Raw genomic sequence first — 11675 nt, forward strand, 5'->3', positions numbered from 1 at the left:
AGGCCAAGGCCGCTTGGTAAGGGGAGGGCGTGTCGCTCACGCCACGCGCCGGCGCGGTTCGTCAGGCTTGACCGGGACCATGGAACTCTTTGTGCTGAAGCTCGCTCCCTTAGCTGAAAAAGCCCTTCCCTTCCCATCCGCCTACATGAGGTCTGACATGATGGATCATGAGTTCAACGTCGTGGACGAGGTCCGCAAACACCCTGGGATCGTGGCGGGCGTAGTGGCTGTGCTGGCGGGCGTGGGTCTGGCGACGATCTTGCTGAATCAGCGCAACGGCCCGACGCGCTATGAGCGGATCAAGACCCGCATCGACCCGCGCGGCTGGTTCGACGCCGAGGCCCTGCGTCATCGCTTCGACGACATCGCGCGCGGCGTGCGCCACGGGGCTGATGATTTGAACCATCGCGCCGCCGACATGGGCGGCCACGCCCATGAACGGGCCGGCCGCTTTGGCGCTGAGGCTCGCGAACGGGCCGACCAATGGTATCGCCTGGCCAAGAAGAAGTCGCGCCGCCCGATGCGCCGCTACACCAAGCAGGCGCGCCGCTACGCCGAAGACGCCGGCGACTTCGCCCGCGACTACGCCAAGGAGGGCGGCGCCCTTCTGGCCGTCGCCACTATCGCCGCCGTGATCGGCGCGGCCGCGCTGGAAAGCCGTCGCAAGGGGTGACGCGAGAGCGGCTAAGCCGGCTTTCACCGTTAGGTGGAAAAATCATGCGGAAAGGGCGCTGCGGCGCCCTTTTATTGCTGCGGATGCGAAGAGGGGCTAGAGCCCGCGCATGATCTCGCCTGTCTTCATCTTCGACTTCGATTCCACCCTGGTTCGCATCGAGACGCTGGAGGCTCTGGCCGACCTGGCGCTCAAGGACGCCCCGGACGCCGCCGAGCGCAAGGCCCGGATCGCCGCCTTGACCGACGACGCCATGAACGGCCGCATCGGCTTTGGCGAGGCGCTGAAGCAGCGACTGGATCTGCTGGCTCTGCGTCGTGAACACGTCGAGGCCCTGACCGATCGGATTCTGGACGAGGCGACGGTCTCCATCCGCCGTAACGTCGACTTCTTCCAGCGCAACGCCGAGCGCATCTACATCCTGTCCGGCGGTTTCCGCGAGGTGATCGCGCCCCTGGCCGAGCGGCTGGGCGTGGCCGCCGACCATGTGCTGGCCAACGACCTGATCTATGACGACGAAGACCGGGTGACGGGCGTGGATACGGCCAACCCCCTGTCGCGCGAGAACGGCAAGCCCGAGGTCATCCGCGCGCTCCAGCTGGAAGGTCCGGTTGTCATGGTCGGCGACGGCTGGACCGACGCCGAGGTCAAGATTCAGGGCGCGGCCGACCGCTTCTACGCCTTCACCGAGATCGTCAGCCGCGCCAAGGTGGTCGAGGCCGCCGACGCCGTCGCCTCCTCGCTGGACGAGGTGCTCTACGCAGAGGGCGTGGCCGGGCGCTGGTCCTATCCGCGCAACCGCATCCGCATGCTGCTGCTGGAGAACGTCCACCCCGCCGCCGTCGAGCGGCTGGAGGAGGCGGGCTATACCGTCGAGACGATGAAGGGCGCGCTGGATGAGGACGACCTGATCGAGGCGATCAAGGGCGTGCACGTCCTGGGCATCCGGTCCAAGACCAACGTCAGCCGCAAGGTGCTGGACGCGGCCGACCGCCTGATGGCCGTGGCGGCCTTCTGCATCGGCACCAATCAGGTCGACCTGGATGCGGCGGCGGACAAGGGCGTGGCCGTGTTCAACGCGCCCTATTCCAACACCCGCTCGGTGGTCGAACTGGCCATCGGCATGATGATCGTCCTGATGCGCGACGTGACGGACAAGTCGCGCGAGATGCACAAGGGCAAGTGGAACAAGTCCGCGACCGGTTCGCGCGAAGTGCGCGGCAAGACGCTGGGCATCGTCGGCTACGGCGCCATCGGCAGCCAGTTGTCGGTGCTGGCCGAGAACCTGGGCATGCGAGTGCTGTTCTACGACCTGTCCGAGCGGCTGGCGCTGGGCAACGCCCGGCGGATGCGCTCGCTGGACGCTTTGCTGGCCGAGGCGGACGTGGTGACGCTGCACGTCGACGGCCGCAAGGAAAACACCGCCATCATCGGCGCCGATCAGTTCGCCAGGATGAAGCCGGGCGCCCTGTTCCTGAACCTGTCGCGCGGCCATGTGGTCGATGTCGACGCGATGGCGGCGGCGCTGAAGTCCGGCCGTCTGGGCGGAGCGGCGGTCGACGTCTTCCCCGAGGAGCCGCGCACCAACGCCGACCCGTTCGACAGCCCGCTGGTCGGTCTGGACAAGACCATCCTGACCCCGCACATCGGCGGCTCGACCGAAGAGGCGCAGGAAGCCATCGCCGAGTTCGCGGCCGAGCGCCTGCTGGGCTATTTGAACCGGGGCGACACGACCTTCTGCGTCAACCTGCCGAACGTGCAGTTGGCCGAGGTGAGCCGCGCGCACCGTCTGCTGCACATCCACAGGAACCAGCCGGGCGTGCTGGCCGAGCTGAACCGGGCGCTGTCGGATGCGGGCCTGAACATTCTGGGCCAGCACCTGAAGACGGACGAGCGCACCGGCTATGTCATCACCGACGTAGACCGCGACTATGACCGCGAGGCGTTGACGGCGCTGAAGCAGCTTCCGGGCACGATCCGCTTCCGCCGATTGCACTGATCATCGATCACCTTCCCCAGGGGCATCTTGCGTCCTGAGAAAAGCGGCGCAGAGTGCGGTTTAACGGCCGCATACTGACGGTCGATGGGAGGGATTGCGATGACTCGTCTTCTTCGCGGAGCGGCGCTGGCCGCCCTGAGCCTGGCCGCCATGTCTGTCGCCGGGGCCGCCTCGGCCCAGAGCTACAGCCGTCTGGTGGTGTTCGGCGACAGCCTTTCGGACAACGGAAACCTTTATCTGGCGACCGGCGGATCGACGCCGGCCTCGCCGCCCTATGGCGCGGGGCGATTCTCCAACGGGCCGGTCTTTACCGAACGGCTGGGCTTCAACGCGGCCAACTTCATGGGGCCTGTGACGGGGAGCATCAACTACGCCTTTGGCGGCGCGCGCACGGACAGCCAGGCTCAACCCCTGGGGATGCGGCTGCAACTGGCCCAGTATCAGCAGCGCGGCGGGACGTTCGGCGCGAACGATCTGGTCAGCGTCCTGGGCGGGGCGAACAACATCTTCCAGGGTCTGCCCGCTGCCGGGGCCTCGACCAATCCGACCGGCGCCATTACGCCCGTGGCCCTGGGCGCCGCGTCGGACATGAACTTCATCGTCAATAGCATCGCCCAGGCGGGAGCGGGGACGGTGCTGGTCACCAACCTGCCCAAGCTCAGTCTGACGCCGCAGTTCCGGGCCACGCCGGCCGCGCCCCTGGCGGATTTCGCCGTCACGACCTTCAACGGCGCCCTGCTGACCGGGCTGAACGCGACGGCCGCGGCGAGGCCGGGGACCAACATCATCCTGATGGACCTGTTCAAGGTCGGCGATGTGATTTCCGGCAACCCCAGCGCCTTTGGCGTGTCGAACGTGACGCAGCCCTGCTTCAACGGCGTGACCGTGTGCTCTAACCCTGACTCCTACTTCTATTTCGACGGGGTGCATCCGACGGCCAAGGGGCATGAGGTGATCGCGCGGCTGGCGAACGACTACCTCTACTACGGCGACCTGGGTAGCCAGACGGCCGTGCTGGGCGAGACGGCTTGGCGTCACCGAGAGGACGCGCTGGACGGTTCGACGGCGGCTCTGTCGGGGCGCGAGGCGTGGATGGGCGGGACCTCGCTCTCGGTCGGCGCCCTTGCCGACAAGACCGAGACGGACGCGCGCGGCGCCATCGGCAAGGCGACGTCCGATGGCTACGGCGTGCGCATCGCCCTGGAGTCGGGCAGCGAGACATGGCGTTTCGGCCTATCCGGTTCCTATCGCAACGCCGATGTCGACGCGGGCGCCCTGCGCGCGGACATCGACAGCTTCGGGCTGGACGTCTACGGCGGCTGGCGCGCGGGCGACCTGTTCGTCAACGCCGCGGCGGGCGTGGCTCAGGACGACTTCAACGACATCAATCGTCTGACCAGCCTGGCGCCGATCGTCCACAACGGCTCGACGCGCGGCGTCTCGACTGGAGCGCGGCTGCAGGGCGGGATGTGGTTCGACATGGGCGGGTTCGCCCTGTCGCCGCGCGCGGCGGTGGCCTGGATCAACGCCGATGTGGACGGCTTCAGCGAGCAGGGGCCGGCGGCGCAATACGCCTATGCCGACCGTTCGGTGCAGGCGACGACGGCCGAGATCGCCCTGCGCGCCGAGGGCGGGACCGAGCGCGTCCGCTTCTACGCCGAGGGCGGCTATCGCGACAGCCTCAGCGACGACAGCGACGCGGTGCGCACCGGCATCCTGGGCAATCCGGCCAAGGTGTTGGCCCGCGACGTGGACCTGCCGTTCGGCGGGCAGGTGTTGGCCGCCGCCGGGATCGAGGGCACGGTCATGGAGCGGCTGAAGGTCTCGATCGGTTACAAGGGCCGTTTCGGCGACCATGCCGACAGCCATATGGCGGCGGTGAAGTTCAGCCTGCCGCTGTAGAGTTGCAAAACGAAGGTTCCCGAGGTGCGACGCCGTGTCGCCCTCGGGGCGCCCCATTCATGTCCCGGTGAAATTGCAAAAGGCGGTCAAATCCGGCCGTCGGCGAGCCTTGGTTGTTCGCTTTGCGTGCGTGTTCGCGCCTTCCTGACGGCTCCCCCGCGCTGACGAAGCGCTCAGAATGAGTCGTTTGAGTATGCGTCTAGTCCCCCGGCCGTTCGGCCGCATGTGATCCGTTTTGGTCAAACCGGCGCCTTGCTCGCCCTGTCGGTCCTGGCCATGGCCGCTGCGCCCGTCGGCATGATCGCCGCCGCGCCTGAGAAGGTCGTCGAAGTGTCGGCCCCCATCGCCCCGCCCGTAAAGGCGGTGGCGGAGCCCGCCGGTCCGGTGACGCGCAAGATCGTCTTCGAAGCCCCGGTGAAGGGATATCGCATCAACTCGTCGTTCGGCCTGCGCAAGCTGGCGATCGAAGCCAAGACCCGGGCGCACAAGGGCGTGGATATCGCCGCCCCCACCGGCACAGGAGTCTTCGCCACGACCGAGGGCAAGGTGCTGCGCGCCGGCTATCAGGCGGGCGGCTACGGCAACTTCATCGAGGTGCAGCACCCCAACGGCATGACCAGCCTTTACGGCCACCTCAGCCGCATCGACGTCCATTCGGGCAAGACGGTGGAGGCGGGCGAGCGCATCGGCCTGGTTGGCTCGACCGGCTATTCGACCGGCCCGCACCTGCATTTCGAGGTCCGCCGCAACGGCGGTCAGGTCGACCCTGCCAAGATCGTCGGACAGAGCTTCGATATCCGGGTGAAGGCGCCGGTCTGACCGCATCAGGCGGCGCGGCATCATGACCAAACCGTAATGTAAAAGTTGCTTTACTCGAAGCGGCTCGCGCCCTTACCTTCGACCCTTGAATTATCGCAGGGGAACCGAATGGTCGCGGCGCTGACGCTGGACGGAATCAGCAAGAGATACGGAGGCTTCCAGGCGGTCTCCGACCTGAGCTTTCAGGTCGAGAAAGGCTCGATCTGCGGCTTCCTGGGGCCCAACGGGGCGGGCAAGACCTCGACCCTGCGGATGATCCTGGGACTGCAGCCCGCCACCAGCGGACGCATCGACATTCTGGGCGCCGACGACGGCCGCAAGGTGCGCCACCGGATCGGCTTCCTGCCCGAGGAGCGCGGCCTCTATAAGAAGATGACGCCGGTGGACGCCATCGCCTTCTTCGGCGGCCTGAAGGGCCTGCCCCTGCCCGAGGGTCGCCGTCGCGGCCGCGAGATGCTGGAGCAGATGGGCCTGGGCGAGGCCAGCAAGAAGAAGATGAAGGAGCTGTCCAAGGGGATGGCCCAGAAGGTCCAGTTGATCGCATCGGTGGTGCATCAGCCTGAGTTCGTGATCCTGGACGAACCTTTCTCGGGGCTGGACCCGATGAACCAGCAGGGGCTGGAAGCCATGATCCGCGCCCTGGCCGCCGATGGGGCGACGGTGCTGTTCTCGACCCACGTGATGCAGCACGCCGAGCGCCTGTGCGACAAGGTCGTGCTGCTGGCGCGCGGGCGTAAAGCCTTCGAGGGCACAGTGGATCAGGCGCGCGCAACCTCGCCGCGCTTTCTGGAGCTGGAAGGGTCGCTGGACCGCAACGCGGTCGCCGCCCTGCCGGGCGTCAGCGGCATCGAGATCCTGGCGGAGGACGGCGCCGTCAGCACCCTGCGCGTCGGCCTGGCGCCGGGGGCGGAAGCGCAATCCGCCCTGCGCGCCGCCTTCCTGAGCGGGCTCGACGTGCGGCGCTTCCAGATGAAGGAGCCGACCCTGCACGACGCCTTCATCGCCCTGACCGGCGACCACCCGGACGAGGATCAGTCCGTCGCCAAGACTGACAAGATGGAGGCCGCGCGATGAGCCGCATTCTTCTGATCGCGCGCCGCGAGTTCCTGGCCTACGCCAAGACGGTTGGCTTCTGGCTGTCCCTGCTGGCCTTTCCGCTGTTCGCCGTGCTGGGCGGCGCCATTCCGGTGTTGATGAAACATGCAGAGCCTCAGCGCGAAGCCGTCATCATAGACGAAACCCCGGCCGGGTCGGGTCTGGCCGCCGCCGTGCGCCAGGCCCTGGAGACGGAACGCGGGCGCGCCGATATCGCCGCCCTGCGCCTTGCGGCCGTGCCCGAGGCGGGAACGGCGGGCGGGGACCGCGTGCGCGAGGCCGCTGAGAAGGGCGGTTTCGACGCCGGGCTGGAGGCGTTGAAGAAGGAGGCGCCGCGCGCCGCCGCAGGCTTCAAGACGCCAAAGCGTTCGTTTGAGCTGGTCGAGGCGCCGGCTGACCTGTTGGCCGCTGCGCCGGGCGAGGCGCGCGACGCCCTGGCCCGCCGCTACGTCGATAAGGACGCGCCTGAGGGCGAGCGTTTGAACGCCGTCGTCTTTTTGACTGAAAAGGACGGCCAGCCCGGCGCGCGCGTCTGGACCGGCCGCGCCACCGACGATGTGGTGGAAGACGCCGTGCGCGACGCCCTAAAGTCCGCCAACCGCAGCCGCGTCTTCGTGTCCAGCGGCATCGATCCTTCGGTGGTGGCGCAGACCGAGCGGTTCCGGCCTGAAGTGTCGGTCTTCTCGCCGCGCGCCGCGTCGGGCGGAGAGGTGTCGTTCCGCGACAAGCTGCCGGTCCTCGTCGGCCTGGCGGTGGGCTTCATCCTGTGGTCCCTCGTCATGACCGGCGCCTCGATCCTGCTGAACAGCGTGATGGAGGAGAAGTCGAACAAGATCCTGGAGGTCCTGCTGTCCTCGGCCTCGGCCACCGAGATCCTGACGGGCAAGGTGCTGGGCGTGGCCCTGCTGACCCTGGCCGTGCTGGGCGCCTGGGGCGGCATCGGCGCCATCGGCCTGATGGCGAGCATGCCTGACGTGGCGCGCGACATCGGCTCGGTGCTGCTGACCGACGGCCTGTTCGTCTGGTTCCTGCTGCTGCTGGTCGGCGGCTATCTGATGTATGCGGTGCTGTTCGCCGCCATCGGCGCCTTCTGCGACACGCCGCGCGACGCCCAGACCCTGATGGGGCCGATCATGATGGTGCTGATCGTGCCGATCCTAGTCATGCAAATGGCCATCCGCACGCCGGACGCCATGGTGGTGAAGGTGATCAGTCTGATCCCGCCCTTCACCCCCTTCGTCATGGCCGCCCGCGCGCCCAGCGGGCCGCCTCTGATCGAAATGATCGGCGGCCTGGTCGGCATGTTCCTGTTCGCCGCCTTGATGGTCTGGGCGGCGGGCCGCGCCTTCCGCGCCGGCGCCTTGTCCGACGTGAAGCTGAGCTGGAAGAGCTTCATGGGGGCCGTGACGGGGCGGTGAGGCGAGGCAATGCCTCTCCCTTCCCCCTTGATGGGGGAAGGGCAGGGGACGCCCTGATTGGAAGCGGGAAGGCGGCGGCGTCTTCCCGCTTTTTCTTTGCCTGTGTCGTCGCCCCTTAGCTCTGTCATCCTCGGACTTGATCCGAGGATCGGGCGAGGCCCCGAACGCGGCGCTGAATCGGAAAGAGCGAGCCAACGAATAACTGAATCCTCGGATCAAGTCCGAAGATGACGGAGAGGGGAGATGGGAGAGAGCGCCGGGGAGACGGCTTGGAACCAGGCAAGAAAGGCCGCCCCGGCGAACCGGGGCGGCCTTTGATCTTTCAGGCGTCAGACGGTCTTAGCGACCGCGACCCTTCGGGGCCGGCAGCAGGCCTTCGCGCTGGGCGCGCTTGCGAGCCAGCTTGCGGGCGCGACGGACGGCTTCGGCCTTTTGGCGAGCGCGCTTTTCCGACGGCTTTTCGAAGTGCACGTGACGCTTCATTTCACGGAAGCTGCCTTCGCGCTGCATCTTCTTCTTCAGGGCTTTCAGCGCCTGATCGACATTGTTGTCGCGGACAAAAATCTGAACCAGGGTCTCTCTCCTTTGGCCGCCCGCCGCGTCCTTTCCAAGGGAGACGGGCAGACAAAACAAAACCACGCTCAAGAGGAAGCCCTCTCGAGTGAAGGCGCGCTGATACATGATCGGGGGCGTGTCCAGATCGTCGCGCCTAATCGTGATGGGTCGAAACGCCCGCCGTATGGGCGTATCGTGGCGCCCATGACCGAGACAGCCGAGACCGCTCCGAAAGGCGATTGGGCCGACCGCACAGAACAGGCCGTTCTGGACGCGGCCATAGAACGCGCGCCCGCGCTGGGCTGGAACGCGCGCCTGACGCGCGCCGCGTGCGAGGCGTGCGGCCTGTCGCTAGGCGACCAGGAACTGCTGCTGCCTAACGGGGCGCGCGATCTGGCGGTCCTGTTGTCGCGCCGCCACGACGCGCGCGCCTTGAAGGCGCTGGAAGCCACGCCCGCATCGACGATGAAGATCGCGAACGATCGCCGCCGCCGTCTCGGCGCGGATGGAGGCGGGGGCGCAGGACATCGAAGCGGCCAAGCGTTGCGCGGGCTTCCTCAGCCTGCCGACCAATGTGGATCTCGGCTTCAAGCTGGCGTGGGAGACAGCGGATCATCTCTGGCGCTGGGCCGGGGACACGGCGACGGACCAGAATCACTATTCCAAGCGGGCGATTCTGGGCGGAATCCTGATTCCCGCCCTGACCATGCGCTGGTTCGACGGGCGCGAGGCGGCGGAAGCCTTTGTCGCTCGCCGCATCGAAAACGTCATGGCCTTCGAGAAGTGGAAGGCGGGCAAGGATTTCGACGCGCCCGTGCGCTCGATCACCGAGGCGCTGGGGCGGCTGCGCTACGGCGCCAAGGCCTAACCAACCCTCTCCTGACGGGAGAGGGTTCAGAGGATGCGGTTGACGTGCGCCATCTTCCGTCCCGGCCGGGCGTCGTGCTTGCCGTAGAGGTGCAGCCGGGCGTTCGGCTCGGCGGCCAGCGTGCGCCATTGATCGACCTCGTCGCCCAGCAGATTGGTCATCTCGATGCGGGCATGGGCGTTGCTCGGGCCCAGCGGCCAGCCGACGACCGCGCGGACGTGCTGCTCGAACTGGTCGCAGACGCAGCCGTCCTGGGTCCAGTGGCCGGTGTTGTGGACGCGCGGGGCGACCTCGTTCACCAGCAACTCTCCGCTGCCCATGTCGAACAGTTCGATGCCCATGACGCCGATGTAGTCGAGGCCGTCCAGCACCGCAGCGGCGATGGCTTCGGCGCGTCCTTGCGTGGCCGGATCGACGGCGGCGGGGGCGGTGGTGGTCTTCAGCACCCCGTTCTGGTGGACATTCTCGCCCAAGGGATAGACGGCGACGGCGCCGTCGCGGCCGCGCGCGGCGATCACGGACAGCTCGCGATTAAAGACGGCGGCGGCCTCCAGCACGGCGGGGCGGCGGCCGATGGCGTCGAAGGCGGCCTGGGCGTCGGCGGCGTCGCGGATCCAGACCTGGCCCTTGCCGTCATAGCCTTCGCGGCGGGTTTTCAGCAGGGCGGGCAGGCCTAGGCGGTCGATGGCGGCGGTCAGGTCGTCCAGCGTCGTCACGGCGGCGAAATCAACGGTCGGGGCGCCGACGGCGTTCAGATAGGTCTTCTCATCCACCCGGTCCTGAGCCACGGCCAGGGCCGTCGGTCCCGGCGCGACCAGGGCGCCGGCTTCGGCCAGGGTCTCGACAGAAACGGCGGGGACGTTCTCGAACTCGAAGGTGACGACGTCGCACAGACGGCCCAGCGCCTGCAGGGCGTCGGGGTCGTCATAGGGGGCGGTGATCTGGGCGCGCGAGACGCGGGCGGCCGGGCAGTCCGGCTGGGGATCGAGGATCACCACGTCGAAGCCCAGACGTTCGGCGGCCTGCGCCAACATCCGGCCCAACTGACCCCCGCCGAGAATGCCGAGGGTCGAACCGGGAGGCAGGGGAAGATCGGGCATCAGTCTTCGACGCTTTCGGCGACGGATTCGGTCTGGGCGGCGCGGAAGGCGGATAGGCGCTCCGCTAGGGCGAGGTCAGACAGGGCCAGGATCTGCGCCGCCAGAATGCCGGCGTTGGCGGCGCCCGCCTCGCCGATAGCCAGGGTCGCGACGGGCACGCCGCCGGGCATCTGGACGATGGAGAGCAGGGAATCGAGGCCCTTCAGCGCTTTGGACTGGACCGGCACGCCCAGCACCGGCAGGTCGGTCATCGAGGCGGCCATGCCCGGCAGGTGGGCCGCGCCCCCAGCGCCCGCGATGATGACCTTGAAGCCCTTGTCCATGGCCGTCGTGGCGAAGTCATAGAGGCGCTGGGGCGTGCGATGGGCGCTGACGACCTTGGCTTCCCAGGCGACGCCCAGCTGGTCCAGGCGGTCGGCGGCCAGCTTCATCGTGGGCCAGTCGGAGCGGCTGCCCATGATGATGGCGACAGGAGGCGTCGTGGCCGGCGGCGTGGAGGCGGTCATGCGCAAAGGCTCCCCATGCGGAAAGCGGCCCGTTACAGCACCCGCGTTGCGCCCGCAACCGAGGACGCTAGACTCAGCTGCGTCGCGGGGCCGTGAGTCGGCCGGAAATGCGGCGTCGGAGCCTGCCTTGAACCACCTGGCCGAACAGACGACCGCGGCGGACGCGAAGGCGGACTTGCAGGCCGAGATCACGCGTCTGCGCGCCGAGATAGCGGCGCTGACCGAGCGGGCTGAACGAGCCGAGGCCTTGGCCGATCACGACGTGCTGACGCCTGCGCTGAACCGGCGCGGCTTCATGACGGTGCTGGCGCGCAATCTGGCCTATTGCCGCCGCCACGGGGTCGAGGCGGCGCTGCTGTATCTCGATCTGGACGGGTTCAAGGGAATCAACGACCGGCTGGGCCATGCTGCGGGCGACGCGGCCCTGATCGCTGTGGCCGGGCTGCTGATGGCGAATGTCCGCGAGTCCGACGCCGTGGGCCGCATGGGCGGGGATGAGTTCACCGTGGTGCTGATGAACGCGGGCGCCGACGAAGGGCGCGAGAAGGCGCGGCGGCTGAGCGAGGCGTTGAACAGCGAAGGCTTCGTTTGGCAAGGCGAGCGTCTGCCCCTGGGCGGCTCGTTCGGCGTGCGCGCATTCGCCGGACAGGCGGATGCCGACGTCTGGCTGGCCGAGGCGGACGCGGCCATGTGGCTGCGCAAGAAAGCACGGCCGGAAGGGACGCGCTGACGAATTGAAA

General features: G+C 67.9%; 11 protein-coding genes and 1 pseudogene. 9 read left to right on the forward strand and 3 right to left on the reverse strand.

Going from position 1 to position 11675, the window contains the following annotated elements:
- Nucleotides 1-157 precede the first annotated feature (157 nt).
- From V8F63_RS08920 to V8F63_RS08950, 7 genes and pseudogenes are all read left to right on the forward strand, one after another.
- Complete coding sequence (locus V8F63_RS08920; protein ID WP_029972661.1) at nt 158-673, forward strand: hypothetical protein; 516 nt, start codon at nt 158-160, stop codon at nt 671-673.
- Nucleotides 674-782: 109 nt separating this feature from the next.
- Nucleotides 783-1259: pseudogene (locus V8F63_RS08925) on the forward strand (HAD-IB family phosphatase); the annotation flags it as partial.
- Between the two features lie 183 nt (nt 1260-1442).
- Complete coding sequence (serA, locus tag V8F63_RS08930; RefSeq protein ID WP_392355065.1) at nt 1443-2672, forward strand: phosphoglycerate dehydrogenase; 1230 nt, start codon at nt 1443-1445, stop codon at nt 2670-2672.
- 99 nt (nt 2673-2771) lie between these two features.
- The gene (locus tag V8F63_RS08935; RefSeq protein WP_392352897.1) at nt 2772-4574 is read left to right on the forward strand and encodes an autotransporter domain-containing protein; all 1803 of its coding nucleotides are present in this window, start codon (nt 2772-2774) and stop codon (nt 4572-4574) included.
- Nucleotides 4575-4799: 225 nt separating this feature from the next.
- Nucleotides 4800-5393: a peptidoglycan DD-metalloendopeptidase family protein gene (locus V8F63_RS08940; protein ID WP_392352898.1), complete on the forward strand. Its 594-nt coding sequence runs from the start codon at nt 4800-4802 to the stop codon at nt 5391-5393.
- A gap of 108 nt (nt 5394-5501) precedes the next feature.
- The gene (locus V8F63_RS08945) at nt 5502-6467 is read left to right on the forward strand and encodes an ABC transporter ATP-binding protein (protein WP_200215800.1); all 966 of its coding nucleotides are present in this window, start codon (nt 5502-5504) and stop codon (nt 6465-6467) included.
- On the forward strand, nt 6464-7906 hold the full coding sequence (locus V8F63_RS08950; protein ID WP_025978175.1) for an ABC transporter permease: 1443 nt from the start codon (nt 6464-6466) through the stop codon (nt 7904-7906). The genes V8F63_RS08945 and V8F63_RS08950 overlap by 4 nt, the downstream gene beginning before the upstream one ends.
- Before the next feature lie 339 nt (nt 7907-8245).
- Here V8F63_RS08950 and rpsU read toward each other — a convergent pair whose 3' ends face one another.
- A complete protein-coding gene (gene rpsU / locus V8F63_RS08955; protein ID WP_087139870.1) occupies nt 8246-8479 on the reverse strand; it encodes a 30S ribosomal protein S21 in 234 nt (77 codons plus the stop codon).
- Nucleotides 8480-8966: 487 nt separating this feature from the next.
- On the opposite strand from rpsU, the gene V8F63_RS08960 reads away from it, so the two are divergent.
- A complete protein-coding gene (locus V8F63_RS08960) occupies nt 8967-9329 on the forward strand; it encodes a hypothetical protein (RefSeq protein ID WP_392352899.1) in 363 nt (120 codons plus the stop codon).
- Nucleotides 9330-9355: 26 nt separating this feature from the next.
- Here V8F63_RS08960 and V8F63_RS08965 read toward each other — a convergent pair whose 3' ends face one another.
- Nucleotides 9356-10429 carry a 5-(carboxyamino)imidazole ribonucleotide synthase gene (locus V8F63_RS08965; RefSeq protein ID WP_392352900.1) on the reverse strand — a complete coding sequence of 358 codons (1074 nt, stop codon included), beginning with the start codon at nt 10427-10429 and terminating at the stop codon, nt 9356-9358.
- Nucleotides 10429-10935: a 5-(carboxyamino)imidazole ribonucleotide mutase gene (purE, locus tag V8F63_RS08970; protein ID WP_392352901.1), complete on the reverse strand. Its 507-nt coding sequence runs from the start codon at nt 10933-10935 to the stop codon at nt 10429-10431. The genes V8F63_RS08965 and purE overlap by 1 nt, the downstream gene beginning before the upstream one ends.
- Nucleotides 10936-11062: 127 nt before the next feature.
- Here purE and V8F63_RS08975 point away from each other — a divergent pair, with 127 nt between their 5' ends.
- Nucleotides 11063-11665: a GGDEF domain-containing protein gene (locus V8F63_RS08975; RefSeq protein ID WP_392352902.1), complete on the forward strand. Its 603-nt coding sequence runs from the start codon at nt 11063-11065 to the stop codon at nt 11663-11665.
- Nucleotides 11666-11675: the final 10 nt, after the last annotated feature.

This window comes from Brevundimonas sp. LF-1 (assembly GCF_037055305.1).
Taxonomy (GTDB): Bacteria; Pseudomonadota; Alphaproteobacteria; order Caulobacterales; family Caulobacteraceae; genus Brevundimonas; species Brevundimonas sanguinis.

Coding starts and splice junctions, on each gene's coding strand:
- V8F63_RS08965 (WP_392352900.1), bottom strand. CDS start 10,429: ATGCCCGATCTTCCCCTGCCTCCCGGTTCGACCCTCGGCATTCTCGGC.
- purE (WP_392352901.1), bottom strand. CDS start 10,935: ATGACCGCCTCCACGCCGCCGGCCACGACGCCTCCTGTCGCCATCATC.
- V8F63_RS08935 (WP_392352897.1), top strand. CDS start 2,772: ATGACTCGTCTTCTTCGCGGAGCGGCGCTGGCCGCCCTGAGCCTGGCC.
- V8F63_RS08960 (WP_392352899.1), top strand. CDS start 8,967: ATGGAGGCGGGGGCGCAGGACATCGAAGCGGCCAAGCGTTGCGCGGGC.
- V8F63_RS08920 (WP_029972661.1), top strand. CDS start 158: ATGATGGATCATGAGTTCAACGTCGTGGACGAGGTCCGCAAACACCCT.
- V8F63_RS08950 (WP_025978175.1), top strand. CDS start 6,464: ATGAGCCGCATTCTTCTGATCGCGCGCCGCGAGTTCCTGGCCTACGCC.
- V8F63_RS08945 (WP_200215800.1), top strand. CDS start 5,502: ATGGTCGCGGCGCTGACGCTGGACGGAATCAGCAAGAGATACGGAGGC.